Source organism: Duganella aceris, assembly GCF_011090165.1.
Classification (GTDB): Bacteria; Pseudomonadota; Gammaproteobacteria; order Burkholderiales; family Burkholderiaceae_D; genus Rugamonas; species Rugamonas aceris.
Map to the genome: position 1 here is coordinate 181,791 of NZ_JAADJT010000005.1, position 21,727 is coordinate 203,517.

Sequence of the window (21,727 nt, forward strand, 5' to 3'; positions counted from 1 at the left end):
AAGGACATTGCGCGGTCCGGATGGACCGCTTCTTTTACGCCGCGCGGCTTTGCTGTATCAGCTCTGGCGTCGCGGGCAGTTCATATAGCCGTTTGCCGGTGGCCGCATGGATGGCATTGAGGAAGGCGGCCAGCAGACTGGCCACGCTAGGTTCGCCGATGCCGCCCGGGGATTCGCCGCTCTTGACTACTTCCACCACTATGGCCGGTGCTTCATTGATGCGCAGCAGGCGATAGTCGTGGAAGTTACTTTGCTCGGCGCGGCCGTTTTTGATGGTGATATTGCTGTACAGGCCTGCGGTCAGCGCGAAGTTGATCCCGCCTTGCAGTTGTGCCACTACGGTGTCCGGATTGACGGCAATACCGCAATCGGTCACGCAGGCGACGCGTTGAACGCTGATTTCACCGCTGTCGCTGACGGTTAGGTCCACCACTTGCGCCACGTAGGTGTCCCACGCGTACAGCAGTCCAATGCCGCGCCCCTGTCCCTTCGGCAGCGGCGTCCCCCAGCCGGCCAGCTCTGCGGCCCGCTGCAGCACATGCCGCGCGCGCGGATGTTTATCCAGCATCGCCAGGCGGTACGCCAGCGGATCCTTGCCGGCCTTGTATGCCAGCTCGTCGATGAAGCTTTCAAGCGTCGGCACGTTGCGTGTCGGGCCGACCCCGCGCCAGAAGCCGGTCGGCACCGGGCCGTCTTCGGTGCGGAACTCCGAGCGCATGTTGGGAATGGAATAAGGGAAGTTGATTGAGCCGTCGACCGCATCGACGTCCACACCTTCCTTGGTCATCCATCCTGGCGCCCAGCGCGCCAAATTCGAGGGGCCGGCGAACTTGTGGTACAGCGCGACCGGGAAGCCCTCGGCATTGACGCTGGCCGACACCGTATGCGCGTACACGCCACGGAAAACGTCGTGCTGGATGTCTTCTTCGCGCGTCCACACCACTTTGACCGGGCCCTTCACCTGCCGGCCGATCGCGGCCGCTTGCTCGACGTAATCGACCTCCAAACGCCGGCCGAAGCCGCCGCCGATCAAGTGGTTGTGCAAGGTGACTTTTTCCGGCGCCATGCCCAACACCTTGGCGGCGGCGTCGCGGGCGCGGGCCGGCGCTTGGGTGCCGACCCAAATTTCGGCGCTGTCGGGACCGACATGCACCACGCAGTTGAGTGGTTCCATCGGTGCGTGGGCCAGCATCGGATTGATGTAGGTGCGTTCTATCGTCTGCCCGGCCGACGCCAGTACTTTCAGGGCGTCGCCGTCGTTGCGCGCCACCACTCCCGGCTTTTTGAGCGCCGCCGTCATCAGGGCGCGCAGGTCCGCCGTGCTGAGATTGGCATTAGCGCCTTCATCCCAAACCACTTTCAGGGCTTCGACGCCCTTGCGGGCGTACCAGGTGTTGTCCGCCACCACCGCGACGGCGTTATCCAGGCGCACCACCTGGCGCACGCCATGCATTTTGCGGGTCTTGCGGTCATCGACCGACTTGAGCTTGCCGCCGAACACAGGGCTGGCGGCTACCGACGCCACCAACATGCCGGGCAAGTGCACGTCGATGCCGAACTGTGCCACACCATTGACTTTGTCCTTGGCGTCGAGGCGCTTGACCGGCGTGCCCACGAGCTTGAACTGGTCGGCTGGTTTCAGCACGATCTTCTGCGGCACCGGCAAGGCTGCAGCGGCGGTCACCAGTTGACCGTAGCGCACGCTGCGGCCGGAAGGGCGATGTATCACGGCGCCGTGTTCGGCGTAGCACTCTGCGACGTCGACCTTCCAGTCATTGGCGGCGGCCTGGATCAGCACCATGCGCGCGGCGGCGCCGGTCTGGCGCATTGGCTCCCACAAGGTGCGGATGGTCAGCGAGCCGCCGGTGAATTGGTCGCCGAATGGCAGGCCATAGACTTTGGCGTCCGGCGGGGCATGACGCAGGATAACGCGGTCGAGGTCGACCTCGAGTTCTTCGGCGATCAGCATCGGCAGCACGGTATAGGCGCCCTGGCCCATTTCAACTTTGGCCATGGTGAGTGTGACGCTGTCGTCGGCACCGATGGTGATGAAGGCGCTCGCGACATAGGAATCGACGGCGGGATTGATCCCGGCGGCGATCGATTCCGGCAAGGCCCAAAAGCCCACCATCAAGGCGCCGCCGGCGGCGCCGGCGGCCTTCAAGAAGCCGCGGCGCGACGGCGAAGGAGTGTCCTCGGCGGCGCCGGTGATGAAGTGACGGATGGCCATGCTTATGCTCCTTTGGCGGAATTCGCCTGCTTGATCGCCGCGCGGATGCGCGGATAGGTGCCGCAACGGCAGATGTTGCCGGCCATCGCGGCATCGATTTCGCTGTCGGTCGGGTGCGGCGTTTTGGCCAGCAGGGCTGCGGCCGACATGATCTGGCCGGATTGGCAGTAACCGCACTGCACCACTTCGCTGTCGAGCCATGCCTTTTGCGTGACGCGGCCGATCTCGGTCGCCTGCAATCCTTCGATGGTGGTGATGTGCTTGCCGGCGGCAGCCGAAATTGGCAACTGGCAGGAGCGTACCGGCTCGCCGTCGAGGTGAACGGTACAGGCGCCGCAAAGCCCCATGCCGCAGCCGAATTTGGTGCCGGTCAGGTGAGCGGCGTCGCGCAGTGCCCACAGCAGGGGCACATCGCCCGTCAGATCGAATTTTCGTGGCTTGCCATTGATGTTCAGGGTGACCATATTATTTTCCTAAATGGTGAGTGAAGGTCTGCCGCATCAGCGGCTGCCGAAGCGGGTGTTGTGAAACAGCTGCGCGTGCGCGGCCGGCGCCGCACGCCAATAGGGGCGGGGCGCTTCGACGGTGGCGCCTAGTGCGGCCGCGGCGTGCCAAGCCCAGCGCGGGTCGTACAGCATGGCGCGCGCCAGCGCGACGAAGTCAGCGGCACCGGATGCGATGATGTCGTCGGCCTGGCGAGGCTCCGTGATCAGCCCCACCGCGATGGTGGTAACGCCGGCGTCGATGCCGATGCGGCGCGCGAAGGGCACTTGGTAGCCAGGGCCGGCGACGATGTTCTGCTTGGGTGAGATGCCGCCTGACGAGACGCTGATCCAATCGACCCCGCGCCGTTTCAGTTCGCGCGCCAGCGTCACGCTTTGGTCGAGGTCCCAGCCACCGTCGATCCAATCGGTGGCGGACAGCTTGATGCCGAGCGGCATGGCGAGCGGCAATGCTTCCCGCACGGCGTCGAACACCTCCAGCGGGAAGCGCATGCGGTTATCCAGGGAGCCGCCATAGCGATCGGTACGTTGATTAGCCAGCGGTGAGAGGAATTGGTGCAGCAGGTACCCGTGTCCCGCGTGCAGTTCGAGGCCATCGACGCCCAAGCTGACCGCCCGTACGGCGGAGGCGACAAAGGCGTCTCGGATGCGCAGCATGCCGCGTCGGTCGAGCGCGATCGGCGGCAATTCGGTTTCCTCATGCGGCAAGGCCGAGGGCGCGCTGGGCGTCCAGCCACCTACGGCGGGAACCAGCTGCCGGCCCCCATCCCACGGCGCATCGCTGGACGCTTTACGGCCGGCGTGGCCCAGTTGCAGGATCACTTTGATCCCGGATACGCCGCGTATGGCCGAGACGACCGGACGCAGGGCCGCCTCTGTGGTGGCGTCCCACAGACCGAGGTCGCCCGGGGTGATGCGTCCCGCCGCCTCCACGGCGGTCGCCTCGATCACGAGCGCGGCTGCTCCGGACGCGGCCAGACCTCCCAGATGAACCAGGTGCCAGGAGGTGGCGCGGCCATCCTCGGCGACATATTGGCACATGGGTGAGACCACGATCCGGTTGGACATGGCCAATCGTCCCAGCTGGTATGGGGAAAACAGCGCGCTCACGACAGCTCCGTTATGCCGCGTCGGCGCGGTAGAACGGGTAGTCGGTATAGCCCGCTGCCGTGCCGCCGAAGAACGCGTCCCGGTCATAGTCGTTCAGCGGCCAATGATTGCGCAGGCGCTCCGGCAGATCCGGATTGGCGATGAAATGCCGTCCAAAAGCCACCAGGTCGGCATCGCCCGATTGCACGATGGCCTCAGCTTTCGCGCCATCGAAGCCGCCGGCGGCGATGATGGTGCCGCGATAGTGTTTGCGGATCAGCTGCGCCGCCACCGGATTCTGGTCCTTGGTCTCGTCGTCGACGTTGCCCAGCACTCGTGGTTCGATAAGGTGCAAGTAGGCCAAATTAAGCTTGTCCAGCTGCGCGGCGAGGTAGGTGAACAGGCCATCGGGATCGCTGTCGGACATATCGCCCCAGTTCCCGCTCGGGCCAATGCGCACCGCGACGCGGTCGCTACCCCAGACCGAGATCAGTGCTTCTGTGGTCTCCAGCAGCAGACGGCTGCGGTTTTCAAACGATCCACCATACATGTCGGTGCGTTTATTGCTGCCGTCTTGCAGGAATTGGTCGAACAGATAGCCATTGGCGGCGTGGATTTCGACGCCGTCGAAGTTGGCTGCGAGGCCGCGCTTGGCGGCGAGGCGGAAGGCTTCGACCAGAGCCGAGATCTCGTTGGTCTCCAACGCGCGCGCCGGGGTATTCGGCACCCAGCCGGACTCGGTGTACGCCATGCCGCCATGTTCCACCGCCGAGGGTGCTACGGGACGACCGCCATCGGGTTGAAGCTGGCTGTTGGACTGGCGGCCGGCATGGTATAGCTGCAGGAAAATCATGCCGCCCTTGGCGTGGACGGCGTCGGTGACTTTGCGCCATCCGGCGATTTGATCGTCATGATACAAGCCGGGTGCGCCCAAATAGCCGTTGCCATTGGGCGCGGCGATGGTGGCTTCACCGATCAGCAAACCACATACGGAGGCGCGCTGTGCGTAGTATTCGGCCATGAGGTCGCCCGGCACGGCGTTCGCTTCGGCGCGCATACGGGTCAGCGGCGCCAGCACCACGCGGTGCGCCAGTTCGATATTGCCGAGTTTGACGGCGGACATTAATTTTGACATCTGAAATCCTTGCATACGAATATGGGACAAGGAGGCCGGCGAAGAAACGCCCGCCTCCCGTAATCTGGTGACGCGGTGTTACTTCACTTCTGCTTTTTGTTTCAGGCTGGCCAGTCCGCCACCGATCACGCCGTTCATCGTCTGTTTCGCGGCGGCGTCGTCATGACCGGCGGCGGGGGTGTCGGAATGATCGACGCGATGGAAGGCCGCCTGCCAGGTCACCTTGCTGCCACCGTCCTTACCCGGCGCGACACTGATGGTGGCCTTGACGTCACTCAGTGGAACGACTTGCTGATTGGCCGCAGTGTTTTGGATCGCGTAGGTGTAGCTGTGCGCGGAAGCGTTGTACTGCACCAGCTCCTCGGTCAGTTTCGGTCCGCCCATTTCCAGGGTGCGGATCGAGCCGATCGTGTTGCCCTTGGTTGCGTTCGATGCCTTCACCACCGCCACCCAGGTCAGGTCGTTGAAGTTCTTGATGATGCCCCAGACTTTGTCGGGCGAGGCCGAGATTTCCACGCTTTGCTGCTCTTGCAGCTGGGTGGGCGCCGCCCACGATGGCGCTGCCAGCAGCGTTGCTGCGGTCGCGGCCAGGGCCATGAAGGTTGATTTGGCGGGGAAGTTCAGGGTGCGGTGCTGGTTCATTCTTGGTACTCCAGGTTGGATACGATAGGTTGGGCAGCGACGTACGCTGCTGCGTTTTGTTTGCCCTGCCGACAATATAGGCCCGCGTCGGGGCAATATAAATGGTGTGGGGAGAGGAACTGTTCGGACTCCAACTTCCGCAATCGGACGAAACTTCATCCACGCGTTGCCGCAGCCATTCCAGTTCCCACTTGGGAATCGACTGCGGACTATTCTGTCCGCTAAGTTGCGCCCTCGCCACCATTTACCCGCGCGCGGTCAGCCCGTAGCATGTACGGCTTGATGAGCGGATCGCTGGCGCAATCAGGCCGGCATGCAAAGGGCAATGTATGGACAGTATGGACATGGACGTGCTGCACGCGTGCGCGCGCTGGGTGGCCGAGGGAAGGCGCTGCGAGTTGGTGACCGTGATTAAAACGTGGGGGTCGAGTCCTCGGCCGCCCGGCGCGTTGCTCGCCGTCGGCGACGACGGCAGCGTTGTCGGTTCTGTTTCGGGTGGCTGTATCGAGGACGATTTGATCGCCAAGGTGCGCGCCGAGGGATTGACCCGGTTGGCTCCGGAACTGGTCAGTTACGGTATCAGCGCTGATCAGGCACATCGTTTTGGCCTGCCTTGCGGCGGAACCATCGAGTTGGCGATCGAGCCGCTGAGCGCGGCGAGCGGTATCGGCGAGTTACTGGCGCAACTGGCGGCGCACCAGATGGTGGCGCGCAGCCTGAACCTGGCCACCGGCGAGGTGAACCTCGCACCCGCCGCGCCGGGCGCGCAAATCAGCCGTGACGGAGATCTCCTCACGCTGGTGCATGGCCCGCAATGGCGCCTGCTGATTATCGGTGCCGGCGACATGTCGCGCTTTCTTGCGCGAGTGGCGAGTGGCATGGACTATCGCGTGACAGTGTGCGACCCGCGCGAAGAATACCGCGACAACTGGCATGTGGATGGGGTCGAACTGATTCACACCATGCCCGACGACGCGGTATTGGAAATGCGCCCCGACGCCCGCACCGCCATTGTCGCGTTGACCCACGACCCCAAGCTGGACGACTTGGCATTGATGGAGGCGCTGAAATCGGATGCTTTCTACGTTGGCGCGATCGGCTCGCATATCAACAACGCGCGCCGCCGCGAGCGGCTTCGGGAATTCGACCTGAGCGATGCACAACTGGCTCGCCTGCACGGTCCGATAGGACTCGCCATTGGCAGTAAAACACCTGCCGAGATCGCTATCGCGACGCTCGCCCACATGATAGAAGTGAAGAACAAGCCATGAACATCTCCAGGTTTTTTGTCGACAAGCCGGTCTTCGCCGCGGTGTTGTCCATTGTGATTTTCGTGGCCGGCCTGCTGTCCATCTTTCAGCTGCCAATCTCCGAATATCCAAACGTCGTGCCGCCCTCGGTGGTGGTGCGGGCGCAATATCCGGGCGCAGATCCCAAAGTGATTGCCGAGACCGTTGCCACGCCGCTGGAGGAGCAGATCAACGGCGTCGAGAACATGCTCTACATGTCGTCTCAGAACACCACCGACGGCGCGATGGCGTTGACCGTCACGTTCAAAATAGGCACCAACGTCGAGCAGGCGGAGACCCAGGTACAGAACCGGGTCCAGCGCGCCTTACCGCGGTTGCCGGAAGAGGTGCGCCAACTCGGCGTAACTACCGTGAAAAGCTCGCCCAGCCTGACCATGGTGGTGCATCTGGTTTCGCCCGACCAGCGCTACGACGAGCAGTACCTGCGCAACTACGCTGTCATCAACGTTAAGGACCAGCTCGCGCGCATCACCGGCATGGGTGAGGTGCAGTTGCGCGGTTCGGGAGACTACGCGATGCGGGTCTGGCTTGACCCGCAGCAGCTGGCGCAGCGCGCCCTGACCGCCGGCGATGTCGTGGCCGCGATCCGCGAGCAAAACGTGCAGGTGGCGGCAGGCGTGATCGGTTCCTCGCCCAACGCTGGCAGCGATTTCCAGCTGACGGTCAAGACCCAAGGGCGGTTGAAGACGGTCGAAGAGTTCGGTGCCATCAGCCTGAAAGCCGGGGCCGATGGCGCGCTAACGCGCTTGCGCGACGTCGCCCGCATCGAGTTGGGGGCGAACTCCTACGATATGCGCGCCTTGCTGAACAATCGCACCGCCGTCGGCATCGCCATCTACGAGGCGCCCAATGCCAACGCGCTGCAACTGTCGCAAGACGTGCGCGCCAAGATGGACGCGTTGAGCAAATCCTTCCCGCCTGGTCTGGAATATCGCGTGGTCTACGATCCTACACGTTTCGTGCGCGAATCGATTAAGGCGGTGATCCACACATTGCTGGAAGCGGTCGCGCTGGTCGTACTGGTGGTGATTGTGTTCCTGCAAACCTGGCGGGCCTCGATCATTCCGCTGCTGGCGGTGCCGGTGTCGGTGGTCGGCACCTTCGCCGTGATGTTGGGTTTCGGCTTTTCGATCAATACCCTGTCGCTGTTCGGCTTAGTGCTGGCGATCGGTATTGTGGTGGACGACGCCATCGTGGTGGTCGAAAACGTCGAGCGCAACATCGCCGCCGGACTGTCGCCGCGCGACGCGACGTTGCAGGCCATGCGCGAGGTCAGCGGCCCCATCGTCGCGATCGCGCTGGTGCTGTGTGCCGTGTTCGTACCGATCGCCTTCGTGCCTGGCTTGTCGGGACAGTTCTATAAGCAGTTCGCGCTGACCATCGCAATTTCCACAGTGATTTCTGCGTTCAGTTCGCTGACATTGGCGCCGGCTCTGGCGGCCGCCTTGCTCAAACCGCATGATGCGCCGATGGACCGTGCAACGCGTGTGATGGAACTGATGTTTGGCCGCTTTTTCCGCTGGTTCAACCGGGCGTTCGGCAAAACATCGACTCGCTATGAACACGGTGTGCGCGGGCTGGTGGCTCGCAAGGGCGCGTCGCTGGTGGTGTACGCGGTACTGGTCGCCGGTGCCGCCGTGATGTTCAAGCTGGTTCCTGCGGGCTTTGTGCCGTTGCAGGACAAACAATATCTGGTGGGCATCGTTCGCCTGCCGGAAGGCGCGACCCTGAACCGCAGCGAAAGTGTTGTAAGGCGTGTGGCCGAGGTCGCCGCTTCGGTTCCCGGCGTGAAGGAAGCGGTGCAGTTTCCCGGAATGTCGATCAACGGCTACACCTTGGCGAGCAACTCGGCTGTCAGCTTCAGCCTGCTCGATCCATTCGAGGAGCGTCGCGATCCGGCGCGCTCCGGCGCGGCGATCGCCGCCACGCTAAATAAGCGCATGACCAGCATCCAGGAGGCGTCGATCCTGATGGTGCCGCCGCCACCGGTCAGCGGCCTGGGTAGCATCGGGGGCGTCAAGATGATGCTGGAGGACCGGGGCAATCTCGGCTACGACGAACTGTACAAGGCGACCCAGGCCATGCTGGCGCGCGCGCGCAAAGCGCCTGAATTCGCCGGCATCTTCACCAATTATCAAATCAACGTGCCGCAGCTGTTCGCCAATGTCAACCGCGACCGGGCCAAGCAACTGGATGTGCCGCTGGCGGCGATCTATCAGGCACTGCAGGTCAACCTGGGTTCGGTCTATGTCAACGACTTCAACGAGTTCGGCCGGACCTATCAGGTACGGGTCCAGGCCGATGCCGTGTTTCGTTCCCGTGCCGATGCGATCGCTCAGTTAAAAGTGCGCAGCACTACCGGTGAGATGATTCCGCTGTCGTCGTTGCTGCATGTCGACGACAGCTATGGGCCCGACCGGGTGCAGCGCTACAACGCGTTTGTCGCGGCCGACCTCAACGCCAGCCCGGCGCCGGGCGTTTCGACCGGTCAGGCGCAGGCGGCGCTGGAACGCATTGCCGCCGAAGTACTGCCGGTGGGTATCGGATACGAATGGACGGATTTGGCATATCAGGACATTCTCTCCGGGCATACGCTGTTCCTGGTATTCCCGTTGTGCGTGCTATTGGTGTTCTTGGTGCTGGCGGCACAGTACGAAAGCTGGACCTTGCCGCTGGCGGTGATCCTGATCGTGCCGATGTCGATCCTGTGCGCGCTGACCGGGGTCAAGCTGAGCCACGGCGACAATAATATCTTCACCCAAATCGCACTCTTCGTGTTGGTGGGACTGGCGTCGAAGAACGCGATCCTGATCGTGGAGTTCGCGCGGGAGTTGGAGGATCATGGACGATCCGTGGTGGAGGCCGCATTAGAAGCTTGCCGCCTGCGTCTGCGGCCGATCCTCATGACATCGATCGCGTTCATCATGGGCGTGTTGCCGTTGGTGTACTCGAACGGCGCCGGGTCCGAGATGCGGCACGCCATGGGCGTCGCTGTATTTTGCGGCATGCTCGGCGTCACCTTGTTCGGCCTGTTCCTGACACCGGTGTTCTATGTACTGCTGCGGACCATGGTGCAGCGGCGCGGATTGCGGACCGCTTCCGCCGCGAACACTGCGGGTTGAGTCGGTGAAAAACGCCCCGGCCGCTGAAGCGGACGGGGCGTTGATTTATCTGCGGTGACGCTGCGGTCTCAGCGATAGGCCGCCGCGAACTTCCGGGAAAATTGCCTGTGACGCGATCATGGTCCCGGTCAAACGTATACAAGAAGCGATGGAACTTTTTGTCCGAACAGTGCGGAGCGGAGCCGTATCAATCCTGATCCGCATTGCCAGTAATATTCCTTGCCCGCTTCGGCATGGCTTCGCCCAGCCACAATCGAACAGGCACCGGTCGCATCTTTTTCATTTGATTTCTTGCAAAGGGTAGCAAATGCATCGCAGTATTATTTCCGTCGCCGCAACCATCATGATCGCAATGTGCGCTGCCCCCGCTGCCTACGCGAGCGCTGCCACTCCCACCGCCGCGCCGATTACGACGCAACTACCGCGCAATGTCGTACCCAGCCATTACGCGGTGTCCTTGTCGCCGGACGCCAAGGCCGGTACCTTCGTCGCCAGAACCGTCATCACGCTGGACTTCAAGGAATTAAGCAGCAGCATTACGCTCAACGCCGCAGGCTTGGCTTTTAGCAGCGCTACGTTGCTGGATGAGGGCACTCAATCGCCGGTGATCGCCAGCAATATCGTTCTTGACACCGCGCGGCAGATCGCTACTTTCACCTTCGCCAAACCAGTAGGCAGGGGCCGTCACCGGTTGGCGCTCGAGTACGCGGGAAAGATCGGCACCCAGCCGGTCGGCCTTTTCTCGCTCGACTACGACAATAAAGAGGGGCACCAGCGGGCGCTGTACACTCAGTTTGAGAATTCCGACGCGCGTCGCGTGGTGCCGTCATGGGACGAACCGAACTACAAGGCAACGTTCGCGCTCGACGTTACCGTGCCGACCAGCGATATGGCCGTCAGCAACATGCCTGCCGCCAGCAGCATCGACCTCGGGGACGGACGTAAACGCGTTACGTTCGCCACCACGCCCAGGATGGCGACCTATGTTCTGTTTTTTGGCCTTGGCCAATTTGAGCGCGCCACCGCCAAGGTCGACGATACCGAGATCGGCGTCGTCACCCAAAAGGGTGCGCTGAGCCAGGCGCAGTTCGCATTGGAGTCCACGAAATCCGTACTCGCCGAGTACAACGATTATTTCGGTGTGCGCTATCCGCTGCCGAAGCTAGATAACGTCGCGGCGCCCGGCCGCAGCCAGTTTTTCGGCGCGATGGAAAACTGGGGCGGTATTTTCACCTTCGAGTACGCGATGTTGCTCAATCCCGCTATTTCGACTCAAGCCGACAAGCAGTCGGTATTTAAAACGCTGGCGCATGAAATGGCGCACCAATGGTTCGGTGACCTGGTGACCATGCAATGGTGGGATGAGCTATGGCTCAACGAAGGTTTCGCTTCATGGATGGAAAACCGTACCACGGCAAAGCTCCATCCTGAGTGGAATACCGCGATGTCGAGCGTCCGGGTGCGCGAATCGGCGATGCAGCTCGATGCTATCGCCACCACCCATCCCGTGGTCCAGCATATCGAGACTGTTGAACAGGCCAGTTCCGCGTTTGATTTCATAACCTATTTAAAAGGTGAGTCGGTGATACGGATGCTCGAGGCGTATGTCGGTCCGGATGCGTGGCGCGAAGGCGTGCGCGCATATATGAAGGATCACGCTTACGGCAACACAGTATCGGACGATCTCTGGAAAACCGTCGAAAGAGCGGCTGGCAAGCCGATAACCGCCATTGCACACGACTTTACGCTACAGCCGGGCATTCCAATGATCAGTGTGGGCGATGCTGTCTGCGCCGACGGCGCTACCACCGTCACGCTGACGCAGGGGGAATTTAGCCAGGATCAACCGCAGAAAGCGCCGCTGTCCTGGCGGGTGCCTGTGGTCGTTCAGACTATCGGCGGCGCGACCATGCGTGCGTTACTGAGCGACGGCAAGGTGACGTTGCACCTGGATGGTTGCGGCCCGCTGCTGGTGAATTCCGGCCAGAGTGGCTATTACCGCACACTGTACGCGCAGCGCGCCTTCACCGAGTTGGCGACTGCATTCGGTACCCTGGCGCCGATCGACCAATTGGGACTGATGTCGGACGCTTGGTCGCTGGGACTGGCTGGTGAGCAAGACGCTTCAAGCTTCCTCGATTTGGCGAGCGGCACACCGCTGGACGCCGACACCCAGATCTGGAGCAAAATCGCCGGCGTGTTTGATGCGATCAATGACCACTATGAAGCCGACCCGACGCGCCAGCGGAAGTTCGCTTCGTACGCGATCGCGCGCCTGGCGCCGAAGTTGGCGCAGCTCGGCTGGACCGCGCGACAGGGCGAGCCGGAACCGTATGCGATCCTTCGCTCCAGCCTGATCGGCACGCTCAGCGACTTGGGCGATCCGCTGGTCATCGCCGAGGCGCGCCGACGTTACGCTGCCCGAGCCGAAGACCCCACAGCGGTGCCGGTGGCGTTGCGCAAGACCATTCTGCGCGTGGTTGCGCGCCACGCAGATGCGGCGACTTGGGACGGTCTGCATGCGGCGGCCCGCACCGAGACATCGCAGCTGATCAAGGACCAGTTCTACGACTTGCTGTCGTCGTCTATCGACCCGCGTCTGTCCAAACTCGCGCTGGAGCTGGCCCTGACCGATGAACCTGGCGCCACAAACAGTCCGCAAATGATCTTGCGGGTCGCCGCACTGCATCCGGACCAGGCGTTCGACTTCGCGCTCGCGCATCTGCCCGAGGTCAACGCCAAGATCGACAGCACTGCCGTGATTCGCTACTTCCCAAGCTTGGCCGAAGGAACGGCAGATCCGGCGATGCTTGGCAAGCTTGACGCCTATGCAAAAGCCAATCTGCCTGAAGAGGCGCGGCGCAATGTCGATACGGCGATGGCCAGCATTCGCTACCGCATCAAGGTGCGCAGCGAACGTCTGCCGGCGATCGACACATGGCTTGTCGCCCATCAAAATTGATCGGGACGAATACATCGGTGTAGTCGGGAGGATTTTTGGGAACTCATTGGAAGCTTATGAAAAAGTCGTTAATGCCCGCTTTGATACTGGCGGTGAGCATGCATTGGAGCGCGGCGCAGGGCGACGCGCTGCGGCCCGGCGTCACGCTGTCGCCGGACGCGTCGGCGTCCGCCGCCGCTGTCTGGAGCACCCGCATCCTGTCGCGCTACCATTACCGGCCCATGGCGCTGGACGCGGCCATGTCCGAGAAAATCATGCGTCGCTACTTCGACGCTCTGGATCCGGAGCGGCTGCTGTTTTCCCAAGCTGACGTTGATCTTTACTTGAAAAGCAGTCCCACTCTTGGCGAGGCGACTTCACATGGCGATCTGGCGGTTCCTTTTGCGCTATACGCATTGTACCAACAGCGTTTCGAGGCACGCATGGATTATGCCCGTAGCATGCTGAAAACGGATCTGGATTTTTCAGTCGACGAAAGCGTTCAACTGAATCGGGAAAAGGAGGCTTGGCCCGATGGCGAGGAGGGCTTGCATGAGCTATGGCGCAAATGGGTGAAAAACGACTGGCTGAGGCTGCGGTTGGCGGGAAAGAACGACAAGGCCATCCGCGACACACTGCTTAAACGTTACGATAACTATGTGACTCGGATCCACAAAATGGACAGCGAGGATGTGGTCCAAATATTCATCGATGCCTATGCGGTGTCGGTTGAACCGCACACCAATTACCTTGGCCCGCGCGTCGCGGAGGCATTCGACTTCAACATGCGCCTGTCGCTGGAAGGCATAGGCTGTACCCTGCAAACCAGGGAGGATTACACCGTGATCCGCAATATCGTACCCGGCAGTCCTGCGGCGAGGTCGGGCAAACTGCATATCGGCGATCGCATCGTCGGCGTGGGGCAGGGAACCTCAGGACCAATTGCCGAGATCATCGGCTGGCGCATCAACGATGTCGTGGAGCTGGTGCGGGGAAAAAAGAACTCGACGGTGCGGTTGGAGGTTCTACCAGCGCAGGCGGGGCAGGATGGCAAACACATCCTGGTACCATTGGTAAGGAACACCATCTCCATGGCGGAGCAGTCGGCCAAGAAGTCGATAGTGGAGTCAGGTGAAGGCGCTGGCAAGCGCCGCATCGGCATTATCTCCCTGCCGGCGTTTTATCAGGATTTCCAGGCGCGGCACAACGGCGACAAGAACTTCAAAAGCGCGTCGCGCGATGTCGCTGTGCTGTTGGCAGAGCTGAAGACGGCCAAGGTAGACAGTATCTTGATGGACCTGCGCAATAATGGAGGAGGTTCGCTGGATGAGGCGGTCGATTTGACCGGGCTCTTTATTGACAAGGGGCCGGTGGTGCAGCAGCGAAATGCCGACGGTTCCATCAATGTCTCCAGCGATACCAAGCCCGGCATGGCCTGGGACGGACCGATGGGCGTGCTGATCAATCGTGGTTCGGCATCGGCGTCCGAGATTTTCGCGGCGGCGATCCAGGATTATGGACGGGGTCTGATACTGGGTACCACCAGTTTCGGCAAAGGCACAGTGCAAACCGTGATCGGTCTGGATCGTTTCGGACAGGGGCAGAAGCCGCGTATGGGCGAGGTGAAGATGACCATCGCTCAATTCTTCCGCGTGAACGGCGGCACCACCCAATTAAAGGGCGTGGTGCCAGACATCAGGCTGCTGCCGCTGGCGGACGACGAGACGTTCGGCGAGTCAAGCTACGACAACGCTTTACCATGGACTACGCTGAAGCCGCTGCCATTCGTGCCCGCCGGCGATCTGACGCCTGTCGTTATGACGCTCGATAGGCAGCACCTGGCGCGCACCGCCTCCGACAAGGCCTACCGCTATCTGGAAGAAGACCTCGCATTGCAGGGCAAGTTGAGGAAGGCGAACGTCATCTCGCTCAACGAAACGGTCCGCCGTAGGGAACGCGATGAACAGGTCGCGCGCTTGCGATCGCGGGAAAAAATGGCGGGGGAGAAGTATCGTACGGACGACGGCCTGCAAGGCGATGAGCGTTCTTTATTTGTCGAATTGGCGGCTGAAGCTGCGGCCAAGAAGACCAAGGATATCGTGCTCAATGAGGCGGTCCATGTATTGGCCGACGAGGCCGCTCTAATGGTGGCGCAACAGCCTTTGCTGGTGGATTCGGCGCGTCCCATACCCCGGCGCGGCAAGGCGATCGAACCACCTCGCCAAGGGCGCTAGCTGCCCGCCGTCTCCGCCACCGCGATGCTGCGCACGTGCGGTTTTTTATTCGCGGCAGCGCGCTTCTGTGCAGATTGCTGCAACAGCGGATGGTTTTCAAACAGCTCCGCCACCCAATCGACAAAAACGCGTAGAGTCGGCGAGAGGTGGCGGTGTTGTGGATAGACGACCGATATCGGCATCGACATCGGTTTCCATTGTTTCAGAAGTTCGACTAATTCCCCTGACTGCAGATACTCCGCAGCCGTACAAAGCGGTGCCTGGATGATGCCTGCTCCACGTAGGCATCCGGCCATGTATGCATCCGTGTCGTTGACCGCGAGTGCGCCTGGAATCTTCATGCTGGTGCTGTGGCCATCGACGACGAAGGTCATCTCCATCAGGCGACCGTGGCGGCCCCAAAAATAATTGACGGCGACATGTTTGTCCAAGTCCGCTAGCGTCAACGGTACGCCGTTCCGGGCAAGGTAGGCGGGACTGGCCACCGTCACCGCCTGATAGTCGCCCAGACGGCGCGCCACCAACGTCGAATCTTGCAGAACCCCGATGCGTATGGCGCAGTCGACACCTTCCTGGATCAGGTCGACGGGACGGTCGCCGAAGCCGACCATCAGTTCGATGTCGGGATACTGCGCCATGAACTCGAACAGCGCCGGCATGACGATCAGCCTGCCGAGCAAGGTCGGCATATCGATGCGCAGCTTGCCGCGGGGACTCTGGGACGTCATGTCGATGGCGCTTTCCGCGTCGTCGATATCCGCCAAGATCCGCACGCAACGTTCGTAGTAGGCGGCGCCGCTAGTCGTAAGGCTGAGGCGGCGCGTGGTCCGCTGTAGCAGGCGCACTTTCAGGTGCGCTTCCAGCTGTTGGATGACGATGGTGGCCGACGCGCGCGGGATCGATAGCATGTCGGCGGCGCGCGAAAAACTGCCACTTTCGGCGACACGGATAAACACTTTCATTGCTTGCAAACGGTCCATCGTGCACTCCTGCTCGGGGCGGCGCCGTCGCGACGCGACGCGGACACCAGCATCGGATTATACGGGACGTCGGCGCTTCGCCGGTGGTCCCGGAACCCTTTCATTATTTAGAAATAGTGAATTGTATTGCGTCGTTCTTGCCATTTATCTGAGGCTGTCACGTCCCTACACTGTATTCCATTGCAACTCAGTGGGGCAGGCGCCAAGCGCCTGAAACAGTTATGCCGGCGAAACCGGATGTGGTCTTGCACATTGAAGACGTGTCGATAGCGGGTTATGCGCAGCCGATCATGCTACGCACCTATCGGTGTCTCGGCGCGCGGATGCTGCCCATCGTGCTGTATTTTCACGGTGGCGGTTTCTGTGCCGGTTCGCTTTGCGCGGCCGATCTTGCCGCACGCGCTATCGCGACAGATACCGGCGCGTGGGTGATTACTGTGGCCTATTCGCTGGCGCCGCTGTTTCCTTTTCCCGCAGCGCTGGAGGATGGTTACCTGGCGTTGCTTTGGGCCTTCGCCAATGCCCGCGGCCATGGCGCCGACAAGCGACGCATCGGTGTCGCCGGCCACGACGCCGGTGGCAATGTCGCCACCGGCTTGGCGAGCATGGCACGTGACCGACGATTGGTGACGATCTCCGCGCAGGCGTTGCTAGCACCGCTTCTGGACCCCGGCATGACCCGCTTCTTCTTCGGGGGCGTTCAGGGGACGAGCGACAACGATCAACGCGACCTTAGCAAATATGCACGTGCTTACCGCGCCTATCTACCCAACCCGCTGCAGCGCTGGCATCCGTATGTGGCACCGCTCGAATCGCATCGTTTGGCGGGGCTACCGGCGGCTTTCATCGTCACTGCGGAACTCGATCCGCTGCGGCGTGAGGCGGAGGAGTACGCGGTGGCGCTGATCGCCGCCGGCGTACCAACCGAAGTTGTGCGTCACCGAACCACCACGCACGACGCCATGCAGAGCAATCCTGCAGTCCTTGCCGATGTCGCTGCTTTCTTCACTAGGCGGTTGGCGCGAGCGCGACCTTTACGTCCTGCCCCGCAAACGGGCCTTTCTCAATATTAAGGAGTTTTATTATGCATTTCATACACAAGCGTAGCGCTGTCGCTTTGGCGGTGGCGTTGATTATCGGCGCCGCCGGCACCGGCGCCGTCATGTACGGCGCCGACGCCGGAGCGCAAGCGGCTCCGACCGCAAGCGCACCGGAAGTCGATGTCGCCGAGGTGGTGGCGTCCAAGATCACCGACTACCAAGGCTATTCGGGGCGTATCGAAGCCATCGACAAGGTGGAGATCAGGCCGTTGGTGGGCGGCACCATCGTCGCGGTGCACTTCAGCGATGGTGCCTTTGTCAGGAAGGGCGAGGCGTTGTTCACCATCGATCCGCGTCCTTACAAGGCCGAGGTGGACCGCGCCGCGGCGCAGGTGGCGGCGGCGCAGGCGCGCAGCGGCTATAGCGCTACCGATGCGGTCAGGGCCGACCGTCTGTTGGTCGACAATGCCATCGCCAAGCGCGATTACGACCAGACGCACAATGCGGCGCAGGAGGCGGCGGCGAATTTGAAGGCGGCCCAGGCCGCGCTAGAGGTTGCCCAGATCAATCTGGCGTACACGCGAATCGTGGCGCCGGTGTCGGGCCGCGTTTCGCGCGCGGAAATGACCATCGGGAATATTGTTTCGGCCGGGGCCAACGCACCATTGCTCACAACGGTCGTTGCTGTCTCACCGGTCTACGCCGCCTTCGAGGTCGATGAACAGACCTATTTGCGCTACCTGCGCCATGGCGGCAAGGCCGACGTGCCGGTGCAACTGGGCTTGGCCGACGAGGCGGCTTACTCACGCAGCGGGAAGGTCGATTCCATCGATAACCGTTTGGATACCAAGTCCGGCACCATCCGCGTCCGCGCCCGATTCGACAACGCCGACGGCGCCTTGTTGCCGGGGCTGTACGCGCGTGTCAGGGTGGGTGGTGGCACTCCGCATGCCGCGATCATGGTGGATGATGCCGCCATCGGCACCGACCAGGACAAAAAATTCGTCATGGCGGTGGATCGCTCGGGCAAAGTGCAGTACCGCGAAGTGCGCACCGGCAATTTGCATGACGGTCTGCGCGTGATCGAATCTGGGTTGACCGCTGGCGAGCGGATCATCGTCAACGGCCTTCAGCGGGCGCGACCGAACGAACAGGTCAAGGTGAAGACGGTGGCGATGACCGGCGGCACTCCCTCCAACGCGGATAAAAATCCGTCGTAACACGCAAGAAAGAAAAATAACATGAACATTTCCAAGTTCTTTATCGACCGTCCGATTTTTGCGGGTGTGCTGTCGGTGCTTATTCTACTGGGCGGCATTATCGCCGTGTTCAAGCTGCCGATCTCGGAATATCCCGAGATCATTCCGCCTTCGGTCCTGGTACACGCACAATTCCCAGGTACCAATCCGAAGGTCATCGCCGAAACGGTGTCCGCGCCGATCGAGGAGCAAATCAACGGTGTCGAGGACATGCTGTACATGCAGTCGCAGGCCAACAGCGACGGCAACATGACCACCACCGTCACCTTCAAGCTTGGCACCGATCCAGACAAGGCGCAGCAACTGGTGCAGAACCGCGTCTCGCAGGCGATACCACGCCTCCCGGAAGACGTCCAGCGATTGGGCGTGACCACCATCAAGGCATCGTCGACGATGACGCTGGTGGTGCACGTCACCTCGCCGAACAACCGTTACGACATGAAGTATCTGCGTAACTATGCGCTGATCAACATCCGCGACCGTCTATCGCGTATCCCTGGCGTCGGCGACGTCCAGCTGAAGGGCTCTGGCGACTATTCGATGCGTGTCTGGCTCGATCCACAAAAAGTAGCGCAGCACGGCTTGACCGCCACAGATGTGGTCCGGGCGATTCGCGAGCAAAACGTGCAGGTGTCGGCCGGCGTGATCGGCGCATCGCCAGCACCCGGCGTCCCGCTGCAGCTCGACGTCAATGCCCAAGGCCGACTGCAGACCGAGGAGGAATTCCAGGGCATCGTGCTGAACACCTCGTCCGACGGCGGTGTGACCTACCTGAAGGATGTCGCGCGGGTCGAGCTTGGCACCTCGGAATACGGCTTGCGCGCTCTGATCAATAATCAGCAGGCGGTCGCGCTGTGGATTTTCCAACAACCCGGTGCCAACTCGCTGGAGATCGCCGCCGCCATCAATAAGGCGATGGCCGAGATGCAGCTCGACATGCCGACTGGCATGGAGTACCGCATCGTCTACGATCCGACGCGCTTTGTGCGCGCTAGTATCGACGCGGTAATCCATACGCTGATCGAGGCTATCGCGTTGGTGGTGTTGGTGGTGATCCTGTTCCTGCAAACCTGGCGTGCATCGTTGATTCCCTTGCTGGCCGTGCCGATTTCCATCATCGGGACGTTTTCTCTATTATTGGGATTTGGCTATTCAGTCAATGCGTTGTCGCTGTTCGGAATGGTGCTAGCTATCGGTATTGTGGTCGACGATGCCATCGTCGTCGTCGAGAACGTCGAGCGCAATCTATCCATCGGCTTGTCGCCGCGCGAGGCCACCTACCAGGCGATGCGCGAGGTCAGCGGTCCCATCGTCGCCATCGCGTTGACGTTGGTGGCGGTGTTCGTGCCGCTAGCCTTCATGTCGGGCCTGACCGGCCAGTTCTACAAGCAGTTCGCGATGACGATCGCCATCTCTACGGTAATTTCCGCCTTCAATTCCTTGACGCTGTCGCCAGCACTCGCCGCGCTGCTGTTGAAAGGGCATCATGAGCCGAAGGATTGGCTCACCCGTGCCATGGACCGCGTGCTTGGCGGCTTCTTCCGGCGCTTCAACGCCTTGTTCGATCGCGGCTCTCATGCTTATGGCAAGGGAGTCACCGCCGTCATCGGACGCAAGTTTTCGATGATCCTGCTGTACGTTGTTTTGCTGGGCGGTGCCATCCTGATGGGGAAAGTGGTTCCCGGCGGGTTTGTGCCGGCGCAGGATAAGGAATACGTCATCACCATGGCCCAGTTGCCGAACGGCGCTTCGCTCGATCGCACCGAGGCGGTGATTCGCCAGATGGGTGAGATCGCGATGAATGAGCCCGGCGTCCAGTCGCTGGCGCAGTTTCCAGGCCTGTCGATCAACGGTTTCGCCAACTCGTCCAGCACCGGAATCATGTTCGTCATCTTGAAAAGTTTTGAGGAACGTAAGCGCTTGGGTGTATCCGCTAACCAGATTGCCGATAATCTGTCGGCCAAGTACAACGCGATAAAGGGCTCATATATCGGTGTATTTCCTCCACCGCCAGTCTTGGGCCTGGGCACACTGGGCGGCTTCAAGCTGCAACTGGAAGACCGCGGCTCGCTGGGCTATGCCGCATTGAACGACGCCACCAATGCCTTTATCAAAGCGGCGGCCAAGGCGCCGGAGCTGGGGCCGTTGTTCTCAAGCTATCAGATCAACGTGCCGCAACTGGATGTGCAGTTCGACCGCGTAAAGGCAAAGCAGCTAGGGGTCAAAGTGACGGATGTGTTCGAAACTATGCAGGTGTATCTGGGTTCGACCTATGTGAACGACTTCAATCGCTTCGGCAGGGTGTACCAGGTCCGGGTCCAAGCCGATGCGCCGTTCCGCTCTGATGCCGATGATATCGGAGCGCTCAAGACTCGCAACGCCGACGGCGACATGGTGCCGCTGTCTTCACTGGTCACAGTCAAACCGACCTTCGGTCCGGAAATGGTGGTCCGCTATAACGGCTACACCGCCGCGGATATCAACGGCGGTCCCGCACCGGGCTATTCCTCCGACCAGGCGCAGGCGGCCATTGAACGCATCGCCGCCGCGACGCTGCCGAGGGGCATCAAGATGGAGTGGACCGACCTGACCTATCAGCAAAAGCTCGCCGGCGACACGGCCATGTGGGTGTTCCCGATCAGCGTGCTGCTTGTCTTCATGGTCCTGGCCGCGCAGTACGAAAGTCTGACGCTGCCGCTGGCGATCATACTCATCGTGCCTGTCAGTATTCTTGCGGCGCTGCTGGGTGTATGGCTGACGGGCGGCGATAACAATATTTTCACGCAGATCGGCCTAATGGTGCTGGTGGGGCTGTCCGCCAAAAACGCCATCCTGATCGTGGAGTTCGCGCGGGAGCTGGAAATGCAGGGGCGGACTATCGTTCAGGCTGCAATTGAGGCGAGCCGCTTGCGACTACGTCCGATTTTGATGACATCGCTGGCCTTCATCATGGGTGTCATTCCTCTGCTGACGTCGAGCGGGGCGGGCGCGGAGATGCGGCATGCGATCGGTGTGGCCGTGTTCTCGGGCATGCTGGGCGTGACCGTGTTCGGGCTGCTGCTGGTGCCAGTGCTGTATGTGTTGCTGCGCAGGCTGGGGGGCGCAAAGCGGCTGATCGACAAACATGGTCATGCTCCGCACTTACATGGCATAGACGAAACCGATGCTGCCTTCGCCGAGCTCACGGCGGAGCACATCGGACCGAAGGCGGAATCCGGCGCGCTGTAGCCACGCGGTTGGCA

General features: G+C 61.5%; 13 protein-coding genes. 7 read left to right on the plus strand and 6 right to left on the minus strand.

The features are described 5' to 3' along the window. Positions 1-34: 34 nt before the first annotated feature. The 5 genes from GW587_RS12610 to GW587_RS12630 all read right to left on the minus strand — a co-directional run bounded on the left by GW587_RS12610 (position 35) and on the right by GW587_RS12630 (position 5,599). Positions 35-2,230 carry a xanthine dehydrogenase family protein molybdopterin-binding subunit gene (locus GW587_RS12610; protein ID WP_166103151.1) on the minus strand — a complete coding sequence of 732 codons (2,196 nt, stop codon included), beginning with the start codon at positions 2,228-2,230 and terminating at the stop codon, positions 35-37. A 2-nt stretch (positions 2,231-2,232) separates the two neighbouring features. Beyond that, the gene (locus tag GW587_RS12615) at positions 2,233-2,694 is read right to left on the minus strand and encodes a (2Fe-2S)-binding protein (RefSeq protein ID WP_166103154.1); all 462 of its coding nucleotides are present in this window, start codon (positions 2,692-2,694) and stop codon (positions 2,233-2,235) included. A 36-nt stretch (positions 2,695-2,730) separates the two neighbouring features. Beyond that, on the minus strand, positions 2,731-3,843 hold the full coding sequence (locus GW587_RS12620; protein ID WP_166103156.1) for an NADH:flavin oxidoreductase/NADH oxidase: 1,113 nt from the start codon (positions 3,841-3,843) through the stop codon (positions 2,731-2,733). A 10-nt stretch (positions 3,844-3,853) separates the two neighbouring features. Then, positions 3,854-4,957, minus strand: a complete 1,104-nt coding sequence (locus GW587_RS12625; RefSeq protein ID WP_166103159.1) for an alkene reductase — start codon at positions 4,955-4,957, stop codon at positions 3,854-3,856. 78 nt (positions 4,958-5,035) lie between these two features. Further along, positions 5,036-5,599 carry an SRPBCC family protein gene (locus tag GW587_RS12630; protein WP_166103162.1) on the minus strand — a complete coding sequence of 188 codons (564 nt, stop codon included), beginning with the start codon at positions 5,597-5,599 and terminating at the stop codon, positions 5,036-5,038. 329 nt (positions 5,600-5,928) lie between these two features. Between GW587_RS12630 and GW587_RS12635 the strand changes: the two genes are divergently transcribed. The 4 genes from GW587_RS12635 to GW587_RS12650 all read left to right on the plus strand — a co-directional run bounded on the left by GW587_RS12635 (position 5,929) and on the right by GW587_RS12650 (position 15,206). Next, a complete protein-coding gene (locus GW587_RS12635) occupies positions 5,929-6,870 on the plus strand; it encodes an XdhC family protein (RefSeq protein ID WP_166103164.1) in 942 nt (313 codons plus the stop codon). Beyond that, complete coding sequence (locus GW587_RS12640; protein WP_166103168.1) at positions 6,867-10,031, plus strand: efflux RND transporter permease subunit; 3,165 nt, start codon at positions 6,867-6,869, stop codon at positions 10,029-10,031. The genes GW587_RS12635 and GW587_RS12640 overlap by 4 nt, the downstream gene beginning before the upstream one ends. Before the next feature lie 307 nt (positions 10,032-10,338). After that, positions 10,339-12,993 (plus strand): M1 family metallopeptidase, encoded by a 2,655-nt coding sequence (locus GW587_RS12645; protein ID WP_166103170.1) that lies wholly within the window; start codon positions 10,339-10,341, stop codon positions 12,991-12,993. Between the two features lie 56 nt (positions 12,994-13,049). Further along, complete coding sequence (locus GW587_RS12650; protein ID WP_166103173.1) at positions 13,050-15,206, plus strand: carboxy terminal-processing peptidase; 2,157 nt, start codon at positions 13,050-13,052, stop codon at positions 15,204-15,206. Here the strand turns inward: GW587_RS12650 and GW587_RS12655 are convergent. Next, positions 15,203-16,186, minus strand: coding sequence for a LysR family transcriptional regulator (locus GW587_RS12655; RefSeq protein ID WP_166103176.1), 984 nt, complete (start codon positions 16,184-16,186; stop codon positions 15,203-15,205). The genes GW587_RS12650 and GW587_RS12655 overlap by 4 nt on opposite strands. A 221-nt stretch (positions 16,187-16,407) precedes the next feature. On the opposite strand from GW587_RS12655, the gene GW587_RS12660 reads away from it, so the two are divergent. Genes GW587_RS12660 through GW587_RS12670 form a run of 3 tightly spaced genes read left to right on the plus strand, consistent with a single transcriptional unit; the run spans position 16,408 to position 21,713 of the window. Continuing rightward, entirely contained in the window at positions 16,408-17,259 is an 852-nt protein-coding gene (locus GW587_RS12660) for an alpha/beta hydrolase (protein WP_166103178.1), read from the plus strand. A gap of 11 nt (positions 17,260-17,270) precedes the next feature. Then, the gene (locus GW587_RS12665; protein WP_166103180.1) at positions 17,271-18,446 is read left to right on the plus strand and encodes an efflux RND transporter periplasmic adaptor subunit; all 1,176 of its coding nucleotides are present in this window, start codon (positions 17,271-17,273) and stop codon (positions 18,444-18,446) included. 21 nt (positions 18,447-18,467) lie between these two features. Beyond that, positions 18,468-21,713, plus strand: a complete 3,246-nt coding sequence (locus GW587_RS12670; protein ID WP_166103183.1) for an efflux RND transporter permease subunit — start codon at positions 18,468-18,470, stop codon at positions 21,711-21,713. Positions 21,714-21,727: the final 14 nt, after the last annotated feature.

Excerpts from the sequence above, each read along its gene's own strand:
- GW587_RS12610 (WP_166103151.1), bottom strand. The coding sequence starts at position 2,230 with ATGGCCATCCGTCACTTCATCACCGGCGCCGCCGAGGACACTCCTTCG.
- GW587_RS12615 (WP_166103154.1), bottom strand. The coding sequence starts at position 2,694 with ATGGTCACCCTGAACATCAATGGCAAGCCACGAAAATTCGATCTGACG.
- GW587_RS12625 (WP_166103159.1), bottom strand. The coding sequence starts at position 4,957 with ATGTCAAAATTAATGTCCGCCGTCAAACTCGGCAATATCGAACTGGCG.
- GW587_RS12630 (WP_166103162.1), bottom strand. The coding sequence starts at position 5,599 with ATGAACCAGCACCGCACCCTGAACTTCCCCGCCAAATCAACCTTCATG.
- GW587_RS12635 (WP_166103164.1), top strand. The coding sequence starts at position 5,929 with ATGGACAGTATGGACATGGACGTGCTGCACGCGTGCGCGCGCTGGGTG.
- GW587_RS12640 (WP_166103168.1), top strand. The coding sequence starts at position 6,867 with ATGAACATCTCCAGGTTTTTTGTCGACAAGCCGGTCTTCGCCGCGGTG.
- GW587_RS12645 (WP_166103170.1), top strand. The coding sequence starts at position 10,339 with ATGCATCGCAGTATTATTTCCGTCGCCGCAACCATCATGATCGCAATG.
- GW587_RS12650 (WP_166103173.1), top strand. The coding sequence starts at position 13,050 with ATGAAAAAGTCGTTAATGCCCGCTTTGATACTGGCGGTGAGCATGCAT.
- GW587_RS12655 (WP_166103176.1), bottom strand. The coding sequence starts at position 16,186 with ATGGACCGTTTGCAAGCAATGAAAGTGTTTATCCGTGTCGCCGAAAGT.
- GW587_RS12660 (WP_166103178.1), top strand. The coding sequence starts at position 16,408 with ATGCCGGCGAAACCGGATGTGGTCTTGCACATTGAAGACGTGTCGATA.
- GW587_RS12665 (WP_166103180.1), top strand. The coding sequence starts at position 17,271 with ATGCATTTCATACACAAGCGTAGCGCTGTCGCTTTGGCGGTGGCGTTG.
- GW587_RS12670 (WP_166103183.1), top strand. The coding sequence starts at position 18,468 with ATGAACATTTCCAAGTTCTTTATCGACCGTCCGATTTTTGCGGGTGTG.